Annotated in this window: 21 protein-coding genes; 7 read left to right on the plus strand and 14 right to left on the minus strand. The window is 66.8% G+C overall.

Annotated features, from left to right (window positions below; genetic code table 11):
• Positions 1 to 11 precede the first annotated feature (11 nt).
• Entirely contained in the window at positions 12 to 902 is an 891-nt protein-coding gene (locus tag DES45_RS11240; RefSeq protein WP_114770106.1) for a branched-chain amino acid aminotransferase, read from the minus strand.
• A gap of 151 nt (positions 903 to 1,053) precedes the next feature.
• On the opposite strand from DES45_RS11240, the gene DES45_RS11245 reads away from it, so the two are divergent.
• Genes DES45_RS11245 through DES45_RS11255 form a run of 3 tightly spaced genes read left to right on the plus strand, consistent with a single transcriptional unit; the run spans position 1,054 to position 3,698 of the window.
• Positions 1,054 to 1,581, plus strand: a complete 528-nt coding sequence (locus DES45_RS11245; RefSeq protein ID WP_114770107.1) for a MarR family winged helix-turn-helix transcriptional regulator — start codon at positions 1,054 to 1,056, stop codon at positions 1,579 to 1,581.
• A gap of 36 nt (positions 1,582 to 1,617) precedes the next feature.
• On the plus strand, positions 1,618 to 2,343 hold the full coding sequence (locus DES45_RS11250) for a response regulator (protein WP_114770108.1): 726 nt from the start codon (positions 1,618 to 1,620) through the stop codon (positions 2,341 to 2,343).
• A complete protein-coding gene (locus DES45_RS11255; RefSeq protein WP_114770109.1) occupies positions 2,340 to 3,698 on the plus strand; it encodes an ATP-binding protein in 1,359 nt (452 codons plus the stop codon). The genes DES45_RS11250 and DES45_RS11255 overlap by 4 nt, the downstream gene beginning before the upstream one ends.
• Here the strand turns inward: DES45_RS11255 and DES45_RS11260 are convergent, their stop codons facing one another.
• From DES45_RS11260 to DES45_RS11280, 5 genes are all read right to left on the minus strand, one after another.
• Complete coding sequence (locus tag DES45_RS11260; RefSeq protein ID WP_114770110.1) at positions 3,699 to 4,058, minus strand: tRNA-binding protein; 360 nt, start codon at positions 4,056 to 4,058, stop codon at positions 3,699 to 3,701.
• A gap of 21 nt (positions 4,059 to 4,079) precedes the next feature.
• The gene (locus tag DES45_RS11265; RefSeq protein WP_114770111.1) at positions 4,080 to 4,784 is read right to left on the minus strand and encodes a TetR/AcrR family transcriptional regulator; all 705 of its coding nucleotides are present in this window, start codon (positions 4,782 to 4,784) and stop codon (positions 4,080 to 4,082) included.
• Between the two features lie 65 nt (positions 4,785 to 4,849).
• Positions 4,850 to 5,677: a pyrroline-5-carboxylate reductase gene (gene proC, locus DES45_RS11270; protein WP_114770112.1), complete on the minus strand. Its 828-nt coding sequence runs from the start codon at positions 5,675 to 5,677 to the stop codon at positions 4,850 to 4,852.
• Positions 5,678 to 5,808: 131 nt separating this feature from the next.
• Complete coding sequence (locus DES45_RS11275; protein ID WP_114770113.1) at positions 5,809 to 6,309, minus strand: type III secretion system chaperone family protein; 501 nt, start codon at positions 6,307 to 6,309, stop codon at positions 5,809 to 5,811.
• Between the two features lie 242 nt (positions 6,310 to 6,551).
• Positions 6,552 to 6,833 (minus strand): accessory factor UbiK family protein, encoded by a 282-nt coding sequence (locus tag DES45_RS11280; protein WP_114770114.1) that lies wholly within the window; start codon positions 6,831 to 6,833, stop codon positions 6,552 to 6,554.
• A gap of 136 nt (positions 6,834 to 6,969) precedes the next feature.
• Here DES45_RS11280 and lgt point away from each other — a divergent pair, with 136 nt between their 5' ends.
• Genes lgt through pgeF form a run of 3 tightly spaced genes read left to right on the plus strand, consistent with a single transcriptional unit; the run spans position 6,970 to position 9,690 of the window.
• Positions 6,970 to 7,836, plus strand: a complete 867-nt coding sequence (gene lgt, locus DES45_RS11285; protein ID WP_114770115.1) for a prolipoprotein diacylglyceryl transferase — start codon at positions 6,970 to 6,972, stop codon at positions 7,834 to 7,836.
• Entirely contained in the window at positions 7,833 to 8,942 is a 1,110-nt protein-coding gene (locus DES45_RS11290; protein ID WP_245571687.1) for a class I SAM-dependent methyltransferase, read from the plus strand. The genes lgt and DES45_RS11290 overlap by 4 nt, the downstream gene beginning before the upstream one ends.
• Positions 8,923 to 9,690 carry a peptidoglycan editing factor PgeF gene (gene pgeF, locus DES45_RS11295; protein WP_114770116.1) on the plus strand — a complete coding sequence of 256 codons (768 nt, stop codon included), beginning with the start codon at positions 8,923 to 8,925 and terminating at the stop codon, positions 9,688 to 9,690. The genes DES45_RS11290 and pgeF overlap by 20 nt, the downstream gene beginning before the upstream one ends.
• Here the strand turns inward: pgeF and DES45_RS11300 are convergent.
• A complete protein-coding gene (locus DES45_RS11300) occupies positions 9,680 to 10,435 on the minus strand; it encodes an SDR family oxidoreductase (RefSeq protein WP_114770117.1) in 756 nt (251 codons plus the stop codon). The genes pgeF and DES45_RS11300 overlap by 11 nt on opposite strands.
• 293 nt (positions 10,436 to 10,728) lie before the next feature.
• Between DES45_RS11300 and DES45_RS11305 the strand changes: the two genes are divergently transcribed.
• Positions 10,729 to 11,541 (plus strand): outer membrane protein, encoded by an 813-nt coding sequence (locus DES45_RS11305; RefSeq protein WP_114770118.1) that lies wholly within the window; start codon positions 10,729 to 10,731, stop codon positions 11,539 to 11,541.
• 73 nt (positions 11,542 to 11,614) lie between these two features.
• Here DES45_RS11305 and DES45_RS11310 read toward each other — a convergent pair whose 3' ends face one another.
• From DES45_RS11310 to DES45_RS11345, 7 genes are all read right to left on the minus strand, one after another.
• Positions 11,615 to 12,220 (minus strand): glutathione S-transferase family protein, encoded by a 606-nt coding sequence (locus tag DES45_RS11310; protein ID WP_114770119.1) that lies wholly within the window; start codon positions 12,218 to 12,220, stop codon positions 11,615 to 11,617.
• A gap of 65 nt (positions 12,221 to 12,285) precedes the next feature.
• A complete protein-coding gene (locus DES45_RS11315) occupies positions 12,286 to 13,134 on the minus strand; it encodes a 23S rRNA (adenine(2030)-N(6))-methyltransferase RlmJ (RefSeq protein ID WP_114770120.1) in 849 nt (282 codons plus the stop codon).
• A gap of 9 nt (positions 13,135 to 13,143) precedes the next feature.
• Positions 13,144 to 13,812, minus strand: a complete 669-nt coding sequence (locus DES45_RS11320) for a ribonuclease T2 family protein (protein WP_114770121.1) — start codon at positions 13,810 to 13,812, stop codon at positions 13,144 to 13,146.
• Positions 13,809 to 14,240 carry a hypothetical protein gene (locus DES45_RS11325; RefSeq protein WP_114770475.1) on the minus strand — a complete coding sequence of 144 codons (432 nt, stop codon included), beginning with the start codon at positions 14,238 to 14,240 and terminating at the stop codon, positions 13,809 to 13,811. Before DES45_RS11325 ends, DES45_RS11320 begins: the two co-directional genes overlap by 4 nt.
• A gap of 83 nt (positions 14,241 to 14,323) precedes the next feature.
• Entirely contained in the window at positions 14,324 to 15,328 is a 1,005-nt protein-coding gene (locus tag DES45_RS11330; RefSeq protein WP_114770122.1) for an extensin-like domain-containing protein, read from the minus strand.
• 532 nt (positions 15,329 to 15,860) lie between these two features.
• Entirely contained in the window at positions 15,861 to 16,115 is a 255-nt protein-coding gene (locus DES45_RS11340) for a hypothetical protein (protein WP_114770124.1), read from the minus strand.
• A gap of 65 nt (positions 16,116 to 16,180) precedes the next feature.
• Positions 16,181 to 16,636: a molybdenum cofactor biosynthesis protein MoaE gene (locus DES45_RS11345; RefSeq protein ID WP_114770125.1), complete on the minus strand. Its 456-nt coding sequence runs from the start codon at positions 16,634 to 16,636 to the stop codon at positions 16,181 to 16,183.
• Positions 16,637 to 16,651: the final 15 nt, after the last annotated feature.

Genomic DNA, 16,651 nt, shown 5'->3' on the forward strand with positions numbered 1-16,651 from the left:
GTCGGTGGATGTCAGGCCGCCACGGCCTTCCGGGGCTGGACCTCGGCCTCGTAGTCTTCCATAAGAGTCCTGGTCATGTTGCCCGGCTTGTAGATATGAGGACCAACCTCCGACACCGGCGTCACCTCGGCGGCGGTGCCGGTGATGAAGCACTCGTTGAAGCTAGGCAGCTCCTCCGGCATGATCCGCCGCTCCTGCACCTCGAAGCCGCGGCGCTTGGCGAGATCGATCACGGTGCGGCGGGTGATGCCGTCGAGGAAGCAATCGGCGATCGGCGTGTGAACGGCGCCGTCCCGGATGAAGAAGATGTTGGCGCCGGTGCACTCCGCCACGCGGCCCTGCCAGTCGAGCATGAGGGCGTCGGCATAGCCGCGCCGCTCGGCCCGGTGCTTCGAGATGGTGCAGATCATGTAGAGGCCTGCGGCCTTGGCGGCCGAGGGCGCCGTCGCCGGATCGGGACGGCGGTATTCGGCCATGTCGATCCGGATGCCCTTCATCTTCTCGGCCGGGTCGAAGTAGCTCGGCCAGTCCCAGCTCGCGATGGCGAGATGGATCTGGTTGGCCTGAGCGGCCACGCCCATCATGTCCGATCCGCGCCAGGCGACCGGGCGCAGATAGGCATTGGTCTGGCCGTTCCGCTCGATCACGAGCCGCTTGGCCGCGTCGATCTCGGCCACCGAATAAGGGATTTCGAAGTCGAGGATCTCGGCCGATTTCCTCAGGCGCTCCGAATGCTCGGTGGACTTGAAGATCTCGCCGCCGTAAGCCCGCTCGCCCTCGAACACGCTGGACGCATAATGCAGGCCGTGGGAGAGAACATGGAGCTTGGCGTCCTTCCAGGGTACAAGCTGTCCGTCGTACCAGATCCATCCATCACGTTGATCGAAGGGGGTCGCGGACATCGTTCTTCTCCTCAAGGGCAGCCATGGCGAACATCGGGGCTGCGTAATTTCCGATGCGCTTCCGATGCGTTTGAGGTTCATTCATTTCGCGGAAGCGCCTTGACGAGTAACAATCGTCCTGAGATATGTCAACAAGGCTGACTTAAAATGGATGAGCACGGTGCCTGACGCAATCCCGGCTATGAGACCTCCGCAGCTCGGCAGCGACATCCTGCCCGAGACTCCGGCCTACGACCTGATCGAGCTCCTCTTCTTCGCCTACCGGGACTTCGTCAGCGACCCGGACAGGATTCTCGACGAGTACGGGTTCGGCCGGGCGCACCACCGGGTGCTGCACTTCGTCGACCGCCAGCCCGGCCTGACGATCGCGGAGCTCCTCGACATCCTGCGGATCACCAAGCAGAGCCTGAACCGGGTCCTGAAGGAGCTGATCGAGAAGGACTTCATCGAGAGCCGCACCGGCACCTCGGATCGCCGCCAGCGGCTGCTGTTCGCGACCGAGCAGGGCCACGATCTGGCCGTGAAGCTCGCCAATCTGCAGACCCGCCGGATCATGCGGGCGCTGGCGGACCTCGATCTGGCCTCGAAGGACCATGTCAGCCGCTATCTGCTGCGCCTGATCGACCCGGACGACCGTGCCCACGTGGAGCGGCTCGTTTTCGGGGCGAAGAAAAGCTGATAAGGCGGGATCGGCGACCTCAGAACCTCGGACCCGATGGAACCCACACGCGTCGACATTCCCGATCATGCGCCCCACGTCCTCGTGGTTGACGACGACCGCCGGCTGCGCGACCTGCTGGCGCGGTTCCTGACCGGGTCGGGCTACCGGGTCACCACGGCCGCCAGCGCCGCCGAAGCACGCGCGAAGACCGAGAACCTGGTCTTCGACGCCCTGGTTCTCGACGTGATGATGCCCGGCGAAAGCGGCTTCGACTATGCCCGCAGCATCCGCGAGACCTCCCAGGTTCCGATCCTGATGCTGACCGCCCGCGCGGACGCGGCCGACCGGGTCACGGGCCTCGAGATCGGCGCGGACGACTACCTGTCGAAGCCCTTCGAGCCCCGCGAACTGCTGCTGCGCCTCGGCAACATCCTGAAGCGGAACGCCGCACCGGCCGGCAACGGCGATGCGAGCGGCGACCTGCCGGAGGTGATCCGCTTCGGCCCCTTCTCCTTCCGCTTCGACCGGGGCGAGCTGCGGCGCGACGACGACCTCATCCGCATCACCGAGCGGGAGCGGGAGATCCTGACCATCCTGGGCGCCCGGGCCGGCGACCACGTGGCCCGCGAGGAGCTGGCCGGGATCGGAGCCGCCGCCAACGAGCGCACCGTCGACGTGCAGATCAACCGCCTGCGCCGCAAGATCGAAACGGACCCGGCCAATCCCCTCTTCCTCCAGACCGTGCGCGGCATCGGCTACCGCCTCGTCATCGATCGATGAAGCTCAGCGCGGCCCTGAAGCGTTCTCCCGTCGACTGGGCCGCGCGTTGGCTCAGCCGATACCTGCCGAAGGGGCTCTATGCCCGTTCGCTGATCATCATCATCGCGCCGGTGGTGCTGCTCCAGTCCATCGTGGCCTATGCCTTCATGGAGCGGCACTGGCAGCTCGTCACCCGCCGCCTCTCCTCGGCCGTCACGGCCGACATCGCGGCGCTCATCGACATCTACGAGAGCTATCCGCAGGACAAGGAAGCATCGACCCTCGTGCGCATCGCGTCGGAGCGCCTCCAGCTCGACGTGGACATCCTCCACGACGCGGACCTGCCGCCGCCGGGACCAAAGCCTTTCTTCTCCATTCTCGACGAGACGCTGGCCGAGGAATTGCGCCGCCAGATCGACCGGCCGTACTGGTTCGACACGGTCGGGCGCTCGAACTACGTGGAGATCCGCGTCAAGCTCGACCAAGGCAGCGTCATGCGTGTCCTGGCCCGCCGCAGCCAAGCCTATGCGTCGAACTCCCACATCTTCCTGGTCTGGATGGGCGGCTCGTCCTTCGTACTGCTCGGCATCGCCATCCTGTTCCTGCGCAACCAGATCCGGCCGATCCTGCGCCTGTCGGAGGCGGCGGAGGCGCTCGGCAAGGGCCGGGAGATCGAGTTCCGTCCGCGCGGTGCGCGCGAGGTCCGGCAGGCGGGCCACGCCTTCCTGGAGATGAAGCGCCGCATCGAGCGCAGCATGGAGCAGCGCACCACCATGCTGAACGGCGTGAGCCACGACCTGCGCACGATCCTCACCCGCTTCAAGCTCTCGCTGGTCTTCCTCGACCAGACGCCGGAGGTCGAGGACCTCAAGCGCGACGTGGACGAGATGAGCCGCATGCTCGAAGGCTACCTCGCCTTCGCCCGCGGCGATGCGGGCGAGCAGGCGGTCGAGACCGACCTGCGCCTGCTGCTGCAGGAACTGCAATCGGATGCGGAAAGGCAGGGCTACGGGCTGGCCCTCGACATCATCGGCGACCCGATCGTCACCGTTCGCCCCGACGCGTTCCGCCGACTGCTGTTCAACCTCGTGGCCAACGCGGCGCGGCACGGGGACCGGGTCGAGATCTCCGCCAACCACGAGACGCGCTGGCTGGTGCTGCATGTGGACGACGACGGGCCGGGCATCGCGCCGGAGATGCGCGAGGAGGTGTTCAAGCCCTTCGTGCGCCTCGACGAGGCCCGCAATCAGGACGAAGGCGGCTCGGGCCTCGGGCTTGCGATCGCCCGCGACATCGCCCGCTCCCACGGCGGCGACATCACGCTGAGCGAGAGCCCGCTCGGCGGCCTGCGCGCGACGGTGCGGCTGCCGGCCTGATTAGTAGAGGCGACCGCCAAGTGGCACGTCACGGTCCGGGCGGATGAGCATGACCTCGCCCTTGTCGTCCGGCACCCCGAGGGTGAGGACCTCCGACATGAAGGGGCCGATCTGGCGAGGCGGGAAGTTCACGACCGCCAGGACCTGCTGGCCCACGAGATCGTCCAGCGTGTGATTGACGGTGATCTGGGCCGACGACCGCTTGATCCCGATCTCCAGCCCGAAATCGATCGTCAGCTTGAAAGCGGGCTTGCGCGCCTGCGGAAAAGGTTCAGCCGCAACGATCCGGCCGACCCGGATATCCACCTTCAGGAAATCGCCGAACGCGATCTGCTCCGCCGTCGAACTCGTCTGATCCATCGTGCCCCCTCGATTATCGTGTCAGATCGCCGCCGCGGGATTCTCCGCCTCGCCTTCTTCCTGCGGCCGCCGACGCTCCCGGCGGGACGGCCGGCGGCCTTCGAGCAGCGCACGCCCGATGGCCCGGAACGGCGCCGTGAAGCGGCGCACATCCTCGGCCTGTTCGAGGATCCGCTCGCCGCGACGCAGCTCCCGGTCGAGGCGCGCCATGGTGCGGGCGAGCGTCGGGTCGTCGTCGTCGAACCATGTCCGCATGGTGTTGGCCCAGACCAGAACCGCGCCCTGGAGCTTCAGGGCTCCGAGCGGGCCTTCCGTCGAGATGCCGGCCGCCGCCAGCATGAAGCGCTGCGAGTTGAGCGCGACCTGGTTGAGCGCTGCGAGCGAGGCCGGATCGTAACGCAGGTCCTGCGAGATCCGGCGCAGCGCCTCCCTGTAGGGTGCAAGCGCATCGAAGCGGCGCATGAACACGTCGAAGATGCGTTCGCGTGCCGGCTCGCCCGCGAGGTCGTCCGTCGTGCCTTCGAGGACCTGCTTGTCGATCTTGCGGGAGAGCGCACCGAGCACCGCGCCCTTGGACGGGAAGAGGTCGCGGAACTCGGCGAGCGACACATTCGCCGCCTTGGCGATGTCCTTGATCTCGATGCTGTTCCACGAGCGCCGGGATGCGAGATCCATGAGAGCATCGACGATCGCTTGGCGTTTGTCGGTTGAAGCTTCCGCCGGCATGGCATTCTCCTGACTGTGGCTCAGCAGCCTTATTTAGGAACGCATCGCTCCAGGAACACCGTCCTTCAGCCGGACAGTTCCCCGGCACGCCGCTTTGCCGCAGCGACCGCCTCGCGCATCAGCGCCTTCAAGCCTCGCTCCTCCGCCATCAGAACCTCGAGCGCCGCCGCCGTCGTGCCCCCGGGCGACGTGACGTTCTGCCGGAGCGTTGCGGGCGGAAGGTCGCTCTGGAACAGGAGTTCGCCTGCCCCGGTCACGGTCGCGCGCGCAAGGCGCTCGGCGAGTTCGGGCGGGAGGCCCGCCGCGGCGCCGGCCTCGGCCAGGCACTCGACCAGATGGAACACGTAGGCCGGACCCGAGCCCGACAGGGCGGTCACGGCGTCGATCAGGTCCTCGCTGTCGAGCCATTCGACGATGCCGTTGCTGCGCAGGAGCGCATCCGCCATCCGACGCTGCGCGTCGGTCACCTCGGGACTGGCGGCTGCGCCCGTCGCGCCCCGCCCGATGCTGGCCGGAAGGTTCGGCATGGCGCGAACGATGGCGGTCGCGCCCGGAAGGCGGCTGCGCAGGTCGCCCATGGTCTTGCCGGCGAGAATGGACACGATGAGCGTCTGCGGCCCGACGAGCCCATTCAAGCTGGGGGCGGCCTGGTCGAGCATCTGCGGCTTGATCGCGAGCACCAGCACGTCGGGCGCGGACGGATGGGCGGGATTGAGCGCGATGCCGCGCTCTGCGCAGAAGCGCACCATCTGGTCGGACGGACGCGGATCGATCACCGTCACGCCCTCGGGCTTCATGCCGACCGCAAGCCATCCTTCCAGCATGGAGCCACCCATCTTTCCGGCTCCGACGAGAACGAGGGATGAAGGAAGAGAACGGGCGTCGATGGACATGGAGACCTGGACCGGGCTGATGAAGGAGGCCGCACTCTAGAGCATCGGGCTCAAAAGTGGAGACCACTTTTGAGGTCTTCCCGATGCGTTCTGAACGAAGCGGCCCGCTCCGGTCCTGTCGAGGCCGGTTTTTAGGCCTCGCCTTCGGTTTCGAACAGCACGCTGTCGAGCGCCTCGCGCGCCGACTTGCCGGCCCAGATCACGAACTGGAACGCCTGGAAGTAGCGCTCGCAGGCCTCGACCGCGACGCGCAGCATGGTCTCGCACTGACCGTGCGTCGGATCGGCGCCGCCCGCGAGCAGGAGCGCGTGGCGGAACATCACCACGTTCTCCGAGCTCCAGAGGTCGAAATGGCCGACCCAGAGCTGCTCGTTGATCCGGGAGATGAGCTGAAGGACTTCCTGCCGGCGCCGCTCGGGCACCTTGAGATCGAATGCGCAGGCCACATGCAGGGCTTCCACGTCCTCGATCCACGTGAACGCGATATGATAGTCCGCCCATTGTCCGGAGACGGACACGGACATCTCGTCCGTCGCCGCGCGATCGAAGATCCATTGACGCAGAGACGCGAGCCGCTCGACGACATCGAGCGGATGTTCCATGCGATCAATTTCGAAGTGAAGTTGCGACATATCGATCCAAAGGGCTTGGACGCTGAATACTGGAACATATTCAGGCAATAGCGTTACGTAGATTCAGGGATAAGCCAGATCGAACGCCGCTGAATACGTTGCATATTCAGCAGCCTTTCCGCCCCAACCACGAATCAGCTCATGAATCGACAGTCTTAGATTTTGGCCTGAGCCACAATGCGTCCGGTTGACCTGTCCACAACAGGCCTCCGAGCCTGAGGGAGTAATGCGTGCGGGCTGCTTCAGGCGGAGGCCGCCGGGGTGGATGAGCCCCCCTGCTCCAGCTTCGCTTCGAGAGCCTTGATGCGGGCCTCCAGGCGCTCGTTCTCCTCGCGGGCGGCGACGACCATGTCGCGCAGGACCTCGACCTCCTCGCGGGTGGCGATGTCCATCTCCTTCACGAGACGCTCGATCTGGGTCCGGACCACGGTCTCGACCTCGCGGCGGACCCCCTGGGCGGCGCCGGCCGCATCGGTGGCGAGGCGGGCGAGTTCGTCGAAGATCCGGTTGGAAGATTGAGTCATGATGCAGTCCAAAGGTCCGTCAGGGAAGGCTCTCGCCCGGGCACCCACATGTGGTCGCATTCGGTCGAAACTGCAACAGGGTTGACGGGTCGCGCCCCGCGGGTCCAATGGCAATCGTTCCGAACAAGGCGTGTCGATGGCTCTTCCTGCCCTTCCCTTCCCTCTCATCGATCCGGTCGCGATCAGCATCGGCCCCTTCGCGATCCGCTGGTATGCGCTCGCCTATGTGGCGGGGCTGCTGGGAGGCTGGTTCTACGCCAAGCGGCTCGCCGCCCGCGCCGACGCCTGGGCTCCCTCGCCGCAGCCGAAGCCTGTGGACATCGACGACCTGATCGTCTGGGTTGCCCTCGGGGTCGTGCTCGGCGGCCGCCTCGGCTACGTCCTGTTCTACAATCTCGGCTCCTACCTGGCCCATCCGCTGGAGATATTCGCAGTCTGGCGCGGCGGCATGTCGTTCCACGGCGGCTTCACCGGGGCGGTGCTGGCCATCGTGCTGTTCTCCCGCTCGCGCGGCCTCAATCCGCTGGCGATGCTCGACATGGCGGCCGTCGTGACGCCGATCGGGCTGTTCTTCGGGCGCATCGCCAACTTCATCAACGGCGAGCTCTGGGGCCGGCCGGCGCCGGACTTCCCCTATGCGGTCGTCTTCCCCCATGCCGGACCGGTGCCGCGGCATCCGAGCCAGCTCTACGAGGCCTTCGCGGAGGGCCTCGTGCTGTTCGTCATCATGGCCTTCGCGGCCCGTCGCTTCGGATTCCGCCGCCCCGGCCTCCTCGGCGGCATCTTCGTCCTCGGCTATGCGGTCGCCCGCATCATCTGCGAGTTCTTCCGCGAGCCGGACGAGCAGCTCGGCTTCCTGTTCGGCTCGTCGGTCCAGGCGCTCGGCGGCGGCATCACCATGGGCATGCTCCTGTCGCTGCCGATGGCGGTGGTCGGCGCCGTCTTCATCTGGATGGCGGCGCGGGGCTACACGCGCCCGGCGCCGCGGCCCGAGCCCGCGTGAGGCCCCTCATCGACCAGCTGCGCGACCTGATCGCCCTTGAGGGGCCGATCACCGTCGAGCGCTACATGGATCTATGTCTGCGTCACTACTACGCCAGCCGCGACCCGCTCGGCCAGGCTGGCGACTTCACCACGTCGCCCGAGATCAGCCAGATGTTCGGGGAGCTGATCGGCCTGTGGATGCTGGAGGTCTGGCACGCCATGGGCCGGCCGAACCCCTGTCGCGTGGTCGAGCTGGGCCCCGGACGAGGAACGCTCATGGGGGATCTGCTGCGGGCGACGCGGCTCCTGCCCGACTTCCGCGAGGCCGCTTCGGTCCACCTCGTCGAGACGAGCCCGACCTTGCGGGAGCGGCAGCGGACGACGCTCGCCCCATCCGGGCACCGGGTCGAATGGCATGACAGCCTCGCCGACGTGCCACCGGGCCCAATGCTCCTCGTCGCCAACGAGTTCTTCGACGCCCTGCCGGTCCGCCAGTTCGTCGCCACGGAGCGCGGCTGGTGCGAGCGCCTCGTCGGGCTCGACGCGGACCGCCTGGTGTTTGGCCTCCGGGGCGAGCCTCAACCCGGCCTGCCGAACCCGCTGCGCCCCGGCGACGTGTTGGAGCTACCGGTCGTCTCGCTGGGGATTGCAAGGGAGCTTGCGGCCCGTCTCGCGGCGACCGGCGGCGCCGCTCTCGTGATCGACTACGGCTATTGGGGTCCGGCCTTCGGCGATACGCTGCAGGCGCTCAAGGCGCATGCCTTTGTGGATCCGCTGGCGGAGCCCGGCGAGGCCGACCTGACGACGCATGTGGATTTCCATCAGCTCGCGCAGGCCGGACGCGCCAGCGGGGCGCGGATCCACGGACCGGGCACCCAGGCCGATTTTCTCCTGACCCTCGGGATCGAAGCCCGGACCGCGAATCTCAAGCAGCGGGCGACGCCCGCCCAGGCCGCCGATCTCGACCGTGCCCTGGCACGCCTGACGGAGCGGGGAGACAAAGGCATGGGTGAGCTCTTTAAAGTTTTGGCGCTAACCCATAATGACCTCGAGGCGGTCCCCGGACTGCCAGCCTCCTCTTCCCTCCCGGCGAACCCTGGAAGCCATGTTCATCGAAGCCCCTGAACTCGCCTCTTACCCCAACCTGCATCATGCGTTCTTCACCCGCCGGGGCGGCGTGTCGGAGGGCATCTATGCTTCGCTGAACGGCGGCCTAGGCTCGTCTGACGATCCCGCGAAGGTCGCCGAGAACCGGCGCCGCATGACGGAGGAGCTGGGGCTCGCGCCCGAGGCCCTGATCAGCGTGTATCAGGTCCACTCGGCGGACGCCGTGATCGTCGAAGGTCCATGGATCGGCGAGCGTCCGCGGGCGGATGGCATGGCGACTTCCGTTCCAGGCCTGGCGCTGGGGATCACCACGGCCGATTGCGGGCCGGTGCTCTTTGCGGATCCGCATGTGGGCGTGATCGGAGCGGCGCATGCAGGCTGGCGCGGGGCCGCGAACGGCGTTCTCGAATCCACCATCGAGGCGATGGAGCGGCTCGGCGCCCGCCGCAACAAGATCGTGGCCGTGCTGGGTCCCACCATCAGCCAGGCGGCCTATGAGGTTGGCCCAGAATTCGTCGCGAACCTGACGTCACTCGATGCGGAGAACGAGCGCTTCTTCCAGCCGGGCGAGCGGGAGGGGCACGCCATGTTCGACCTGCCAGGCTATATCGGAATGCGCCTGGAGGCCGCCGGCATCGGCGAGTTCGCCAATCTCGGCCTGTGCACCTATTCCGACGAGGAACGCTTCTTCAGCTATCGCCGCACGACCCACCGCGGAGAGCCCGATTACGGCCGGCTGATCTCCGCCATCGCGTTCACTCCCTGATCCCGACCACGTCGGGCGTCTCCCAGGCCAAGTGCTGACCGCCGTCCACGGCGATCATCTGGCCCGTGACGCTGCGCGCCCGCGCGAGGTAAAGGACCGCCTCGGCGATCTCGTCCGGCGTTCCGCCATGACCGAGCGGGACAGCCCTGCTCTGCCGGCCGAAATCCTCCTCCGCCTGCCGCTCGTTGGCGAGCGTCGGTCCCGGCCCGACCGCATTGGCGCGGATGCGCGGCGCCAGCGCCTGCGCCATGGTCCGGGTCGCGGCGAACAGGGCGGCCTTGGTCAGGGAGTAGGAGAAGAACTGCGGGGTCGGCTTCCAGACCCGTTGATCGACGATGTTGACGATGCAGCCCTCGGCACTCTCCGGCAGCTGGCGGGCGAAATCCCGCGCCAGGAATGAGGGAGCCCGCAGGTTGATCGCAAAATGGCGCTCCCATGCGTCATGGGAGAGCGAGGTCAGCTCGTCGGGCTCGAAGATCGAAGCGTTGTTCACGAGCAGTGTCAGAGGACCGAGGGCTGCCGAGGCCGCCGCCACGAGACCTTCGACAGCGGCGCCGTCCGCGAGATCGGCCTTGACCACGGCAGCCTGTCCACCCGCGGAGCGGATGCGTGTCGCGACCTCCTCCGCCTCGCGTGAGGAGCGGTTGCAGTGAATGGCGACCGCATAATCCTCCCGGGCGAGCCGCTCCACGATGTGGCGGCCGATCCGACGGGCGCCTCCGGTGACGAGTGCCGCCTGCCTCATTGTTTCGCTCCTCCGGGCCATGTAATTTCGTCTAATTGGGGCGCCGCCTGGAAAAAAACATTTTTTGGCTCGCGGGTCGAACCATTGCTCAGCTTGTGCGTTGTGAGTCCCAGCGATGCCAAAGGGGAACAGCACGCAAAGCAACCGCCACAATGCCGCCACAGTAGCTCGACGCGCTGTGGTTGCCATGTCACAGCCCTCGTGAGGCCGTCGCTCTATAAAGAACGTGTTGTCTGATTTGGCCTGGGAGCCTCCCAGGTCGGGTAGGCCAGGATACTGATAGGAAAGAAACCATGAAGAAAATTCTTCTCGCCAGTGTTGCACTGTTCGGCTTCGCCGGCGCTGCCTCGGCTGCTGACCTTCCGGTTCGCGCGGCTCCTCCGGCGCCGATCGTGGCGGCGGTTCCGATCTTCACCTGGACCGGCTTCTATGTGGGCGTGAACGCCGGCTACGGCTGGCAGGACAGCAACAGCAACGGCACGGTCTTCGTCCCGGCCGGCACCGTGACCCCGACCGCTCCGGCCGGCACCATCGTGTTCGGTGACAACAACGGCGACGGCTTCGTCGGCGGCGGCCAGATCGGCTACAACTACCAGATCGGCTCGTTCGTGCTCGGCATCGAGGCCGACCTGCAGTGGGCCGATCTCGGCGGTTCCAGCGGCATCGCCATCGTGCCCCCGGCTTATCTCGCCGCCGGCTTCGTCCCGGCCGGCACGGCTGGCGGCATCGACTGGTTCGGCACCGTGCGCGCCCGCGCCGGTGTGGCCTTCGACCGCGCCCTTGTCTACGCCACCGGCGGCTTCGCCTATGGCGGCGCTGACGACAACAACGGCTTCGGCGGCTTCAACGGCTTCGTCAACGACGACGACGTGCGCACCGGCTGGGTGCTGGGTGCGGGCTTCGAGTACGCCTTCACCAACAACCTGACCGCCGGCATCGAAGGCCTGTGGGTCAGCCTCGACCGCTCCAACAACGGCGCCTTCATCGGCACCGTGCCGACGATCGGCGGCGGCGCGGCTCCGGTCTACGTGGCCGGCCGCGACGAGGGCGACAACGACTTCTTCGTTGCCCGCGCCAAGCTCAACTTCAAGTTCGGCACCTACTAAGCCGAGCCGACATACCCGAACGACAAAGGCCCGGGATTTCTCCCGGGCCTTTTTGTTGGAGCCGGCTTCGGCGTCAGGCGGCCACCCGCGTCTTCGCGTAGGCCGGAACCCGGGCCTCGAAATCGGCGAGCCAAGCCACGAGCTTCGGATAGCCCTCCCGCCAGCGTCCGCCCATGCGAAGATCGAGATAGCCGAGCGCGCATGCCAGGGCGATGTGGCCGATGTGGAGGGTCTGCTCGGGCGTCGAGAGGTGGGCCTCCGCATGATCGAGGCCGCGCTGAACCTTGCCTACCTGATGCTCGACCCATTTCGGCTCGTGCCGGTCCGCCGGACGGAAACGCCCCTCGTAGACCTGCAGCAGGGCCGCATCCATGATGCCGTCCGCCAGAGCCTGCTGGCGCAGGGCGGCATAGCGCTCCCATCCGGTCGGGATGATGCGCCCGCCGCCGGCCAGATGATCGAGATAGTCGACGATCACGCGGGAATCGTAGAGGGTCTCGCCGTTCTCCAGGATCAGGGTCGGGATCTTGCCCAAGGGGTTCTGCTGCCGCAGCGTGTCGGCCGGATTGGTGGTGTCGGCTTCGACGATCTCGATCCGGTCCAGGAGACCGAGGAGGGAGGCGGACAGCTTGACCTTGCGGCCGAAGGGCGATGCGGGAGAGGTGCGGAGCGTGAGCATGCGGGAAATCCTAGGACTGGAACGGCACCTTTCTTGAACCTCGCGAAGCCTGACCGCAACGGGATTTATGCCGAGGGCCCGAACGGCTCACAGCGATAGCCGCCGTAGCGCCCGCGGGATAGGCGCTCCGCCAGCGCGGGCAGAAGGAGTTCCGCTTCCTGCCGCAAGGACCAAGGCGGGTTGATGACGAAGAGGCCGCTGCCGTTCAGGCGTGCGGGATCGGCCGGGTCGTCTATCAGAAGCTCCAAGCGCAGGCCCGGTCGCGGGCATTGCTCATGGAGACGGGCCGCGACCGCATCCACCGGCTCCAGCGCCTTGATCGGATACCAGCTGGCATAGACGCCTGTCGGCCATTTCTTCAGGGCCTCCAACAGTTCCGTGCCGAGGCGCTCCAGCTCGTTCGGCTTCTCGTAGGGCGGATCGATCAGCACGAGGCCGCGACGTTCTTTTGGCGGAATCAGCGCATGCAGCGCGGTCCATCCGTCGAGATGCATCACCTTGAGATTGGCGACCTGGTTGAAAGCCTCGCTCAGGACCGCATGGTCGGCCGGGTGCAGCTCGTTGAACACTCCCCGGTCCTGCCGCCGCAGCAGCTCGCGCAGGATTCCCGGCGAGCCCGGGTAGATCGTGTCCCCGTGGCGCGCCCGCACGTCGGCGACGACCTTGCGGTATGGAGCCAGGATCTCCTCGACCTCGGGCGCGAAGGGCTCGTCGAGACGGCCGATCCCGTCGACCCATTCGCCCGTACGCTCCGCCTCGTCCGCCGCGAGATCGTAGAGCCCGATCCCCGCATGGGTGTCGATCACCCGCAGGGGGGTCTCCTTGCGCTGGAGATAGACGAGGATGCGCACCAGTAGCGCGTGCTTCATGACGTCGGCGAAATTGCCGGCGTGAAATGCATGTCGATAATTCATTCTCTTGCCTTATCGGACCGCCGGTATCGTAACCTCGCCGGCGCGGCATCCGTTGCGGTCGACCTCGGGACATTGGCGGAAGCCGCGCAGGTCCTTGTCGAGGCAGATCCGGATCTCCTGCAGGATGCGGCGCCCGCAGGACAGGGCGATCATGTCGGGCCGCAGGCCCGGATTGGCCGCCATGAAAGCGCGCTCGAGCTCGAGCGGCATCACCTTGGACTCAGTGGTCAGGTTCTTGAACCCGTCCGGGATGCGCACGAGGTCCCGGGCCCGCTGGACGGCGCGGAAATAGCCGCTGGGACTTTCGCCGGTGCAGGTCCCATGTTTGCGCCACTGGTAGCGCGCGAGATTGTCGTCGGGGAAGAGACCGGCCGCATCCTGGAGGGCCGCCCGCGGAACGAAGCGCCCGCCCGGCTCGCAGAAACTGGGATAGCCCTGCTCGTTCTGGGGCCAGAGGCCGTGGACCACGAAGCCGAGCCCGCTCCCGGTCTCGCACTGCGCACGCCGGTCGCGGCTGCCGTCCGCTTCGCAGAAGCCGGGCGACCATGACAGGGCCAGCACGTAGAAGTCGAAGGCGCCGGCCGGAGCCCCCCTCGCCTCCCGCACGGGCTGGGCCCAGGCAGGCAGGGCCGAGAGGCAGAAGGCGCCCGTCAGGATCAGGCGCCGGGCAAGCCTCAAGGTAGGGCCTGCTTGCAGTGCGGCGCGAAGGAATAGTGGCGGTCAAGGCCGTCCACGCACCACTCGGTGCCCCAGCCGATCCCGATGAAGCCCAGCTTCTCGCGGATCGAGTAGTTGATGCGCCGCTTGTAGCCGTCCGACACGATCACGGTGCCCGAGCAGTAGCGGCGCGGAATGTAGTCGAGCCCCCACGGGCGCCAGGCGACCTGCTGCACCCGCTCGAACCCGACGATCTCCAGGCTCGAGTTCCAGAACCGGCTCTCGCGGGTCGAGAAGGTCGAGGTGATGTCCTGGAGCACGGACGGGTCCTCGCAGCCGGGAAGGTTGGCATTGTAGGAATGATCCCGCCGCTCGGCCGGGGTGATCTCACGTGCCAGCGCGGGTGCGCTCACCATCACACAGGTGATCAATGCCGCCAGCCACTTCATCGTCATGCTCCAACAGATTGGTTGCCCTCATGGTGGACCATGTGGGCGACCGGCGGCAACGTCAAGGCTCCGCTTGCGCGGCTTTAGTAGATTCCACCGCCACCCAGGGCCAGCGGCTGGCCGGCGGAGGGCCTGGCATAGCCTGGCGGCGCATAGGTCTGGGCCGGCGCCTGGACCTGGAGTGCCCTGCCGTAGCCGGCACTGGATCCCGGAAGATCGGCCGCGTATCCGCCGCTGGCGACGGGCCGCGAGGCCGGCGGGATCGACGCCGAAGGCGCAGGGCCCTGGCCGTGCGGGGCCGAGGCATAATCCTCGGCAGGCGCCCCCTCCTCCTCCATGTCGATCGGAGCGAGATCGGCCGAGGGCGCCGCCGCCTGATAGGCCTGCTGCGCCTGCTCCGGGTCGATCCGGGGCGCGAACTTCAGGATCGGCTTGCAGATCCGGCGCTGGCCGCGCGGATCGTGGCGCGCAAGATCGATATGCAGGTGGTCGTAGTGGAAGGCGTCCGAGCCCGGGCCGAGAACGGTCGTGAAGTAGCGGCATGCGCCGACGAAGACCTCCCGCAGGAATTCCTGCTCGGCCGGGCTGCCCTTCCAGCCCTTCACGACCGAGACGTCGCGCCCGTCCGCAAGGGCAAAGCCCATGACGTCGAGGGCGTTGCCGAAGGCATGCTCGGAATATTTCGCGCCCCTCTGGTTGTTCCGCGGACGGCAGGAATAGGAGCCCGCCTTCAGGTCCGCGAGCGGCACGCCGAAATACAGGAGCGCCGCGGGCTTCACGATCTCGTCGAGCCACGTGTCGATGCGCGGGATGATGGGACAGGCGAGCGTCACCTTGGATTTCAGGCCGACGGCGCCGTTGTTGAAGGCCGCGACCTTGAACGGATAGTCCATGCCGCAGACGCCCGGGCCGTCGATCTTCGGCGACAGGGCCATGTAGGCGGAAGGCTGAACCAGCCGCTGCGACAGGCAGGCCTCCTCGGCCTGCGCACGCCAGGGCTCGCGCTGCTCGAACCGAAACAGCCCGCACCCGGTAAGCCCAAGCCCGACAAGCGATAGGGCGAAAAACGCAACTAACCCACGACGCATGGGCACAGCCTAGGCGCCGCCCGTAAACATCCCGTCAACACGTGCCGCCCAGCCGCGGCGAAGTTCCCGCCGGCCGACCTCCGCGCGCCGATTCGCCGACGCGGGGCCCCCCTCGTTCATGTAATCGTTTCCAAGACCGAAGAGCCTCAGGCGCGGCGTCTCCGGGGCGGTCTGACGTCAAAAAATTTTACTGGGGCGATCGGGAGCGGACTTCTTCGTCAGTACAAAGGGTTAACACATTGTTAACCATTTCGACCATTTCCGCATGCCCCCTCGACTAGCTCGAAAGGCCTTTTCTACCCCCTCTCGTTTTGTTAGCGTCCTCTCTATTCAGACAGGGGATTGCCATGAACCTGACGTCGAGCGTGAACTGGGTGTACGGTTTGAACGTTGCGGCGGCGTGCGTTTCGTTGAGCTTCATCTGTGCCGTCGTGGTCGGGGTTTTCTGATCGAGGACGATCGTCGGAACTCGGAAGCCCGGTTCAACCGTTTCCACACTCTCAAGCTGATCTGTCTGTCGGAAGTGCTCAGGTCATGTCTCAGGACATGGGGTCTCGGTGATGCGCCATGACATGACGTTGATCTCCATGCCGCACTGGGCGAGGCGCGGCCCGCTCGCGGTCCGCAGGCAGACCTTCTCGCCGGGCGCGAACATCCGCCCTTCCGCGCGGCAATAGCAGTCAAGGGGATTGTGGCCGGGCGCCTGGATGCGATGCATCAAGGGATCATCGAGGGCGCCGGCCGGCGCCGCAAGTCCCAGACCCAGAAGAACGACGACGCTGCGCATGGCGCATCTCCGCTTGTCGCCCCTCGAAAATGGTCCTCCCGGCGTCCGTTTCGGTCAAGCGCTCTTCAGAGCCAGCGTTGCGCGGCCTCATCGTCCAGGTCCTTCGCCTCGACCCACTCACCAGCCGTCCCGTCCTTCAGGTGCTCACGCTTCCAGAACGGCGCCCGGGTCTTGAGGTAGTCCATCAGGAAATCGGCGGCCTCGAAGGCGGCGCGGCGGTGGCTCGAGGCCGCGAGCACCAGCACGATCGGGTCTCCCGGAAGAACCTTCCCGAACCGATGGATGATCGTCAGGCCAAGGAGGGGCCAGCGATCCTGCGCCTGCGCGGCAATGTGGGCGATCTCGGCCTCCGCCATGCCGGGATAATGCTCGAGCTCGAGGGCCGTCAGCCTTCCGCCCTCGTCCCGGCACAAGCCCGTGAAGGCGACGACGGCGCCGATATCGGCGCGTCCCTCCGTCAAGGCCGCCGTCTCGGCCGCGACGTCGAAGGCCTCGGCCTGAATCCGGATCGAGACGGTCATCGGCCCAGCTCTGGC

The organism is Microvirga subterranea (assembly GCF_003350535.1).
Taxonomy (GTDB): domain Bacteria; phylum Pseudomonadota; class Alphaproteobacteria; order Rhizobiales; family Beijerinckiaceae; genus Microvirga; species Microvirga subterranea.

Coding starts and splice junctions, on each gene's coding strand:
- DES45_RS11240 (WP_114770106.1), bottom strand. CDS start 902: ATGTCCGCGACCCCCTTCGATCAACGTGATGGATGGATCTGGTACGAC.
- DES45_RS11245 (WP_114770107.1), top strand. CDS start 1,054: ATGAGCACGGTGCCTGACGCAATCCCGGCTATGAGACCTCCGCAGCTC.
- DES45_RS11250 (WP_114770108.1), top strand. CDS start 1,618: ATGGAACCCACACGCGTCGACATTCCCGATCATGCGCCCCACGTCCTC.
- DES45_RS11255 (WP_114770109.1), top strand. CDS start 2,340: ATGAAGCTCAGCGCGGCCCTGAAGCGTTCTCCCGTCGACTGGGCCGCG.
- DES45_RS11260 (WP_114770110.1), bottom strand. CDS start 4,058: ATGGATCAGACGAGTTCGACGGCGGAGCAGATCGCGTTCGGCGATTTC.
- DES45_RS11265 (WP_114770111.1), bottom strand. CDS start 4,784: ATGCCGGCGGAAGCTTCAACCGACAAACGCCAAGCGATCGTCGATGCT.
- proC (WP_114770112.1), bottom strand. CDS start 5,677: ATGTCCATCGACGCCCGTTCTCTTCCTTCATCCCTCGTTCTCGTCGGA.
- DES45_RS11275 (WP_114770113.1), bottom strand. CDS start 6,309: ATGTCGCAACTTCACTTCGAAATTGATCGCATGGAACATCCGCTCGAT.
- DES45_RS11280 (WP_114770114.1), bottom strand. CDS start 6,833: ATGACTCAATCTTCCAACCGGATCTTCGACGAACTCGCCCGCCTCGCC.
- lgt (WP_114770115.1), top strand. CDS start 6,970: ATGGCTCTTCCTGCCCTTCCCTTCCCTCTCATCGATCCGGTCGCGATC.
- pgeF (WP_114770116.1), top strand. CDS start 8,923: ATGTTCATCGAAGCCCCTGAACTCGCCTCTTACCCCAACCTGCATCAT.
- DES45_RS11300 (WP_114770117.1), bottom strand. CDS start 10,435: ATGAGGCAGGCGGCACTCGTCACCGGAGGCGCCCGTCGGATCGGCCGC.
- DES45_RS11305 (WP_114770118.1), top strand. CDS start 10,729: ATGAAGAAAATTCTTCTCGCCAGTGTTGCACTGTTCGGCTTCGCCGGC.
- DES45_RS11310 (WP_114770119.1), bottom strand. CDS start 12,220: ATGCTCACGCTCCGCACCTCTCCCGCATCGCCCTTCGGCCGCAAGGTC.
- DES45_RS11315 (WP_114770120.1), bottom strand. CDS start 13,134: ATGAATTATCGACATGCATTTCACGCCGGCAATTTCGCCGACGTCATG.
- DES45_RS11325 (WP_114770475.1), bottom strand. CDS start 14,240: ATGAAGTGGCTGGCGGCATTGATCACCTGTGTGATGGTGAGCGCACCC.
- DES45_RS11330 (WP_114770122.1), bottom strand. CDS start 15,328: ATGCGTCGTGGGTTAGTTGCGTTTTTCGCCCTATCGCTTGTCGGGCTT.
- DES45_RS11340 (WP_114770124.1), bottom strand. CDS start 16,115: ATGCGCAGCGTCGTCGTTCTTCTGGGTCTGGGACTTGCGGCGCCGGCC.
- DES45_RS11345 (WP_114770125.1), bottom strand. CDS start 16,636: ATGACCGTCTCGATCCGGATTCAGGCCGAGGCCTTCGACGTCGCGGCC.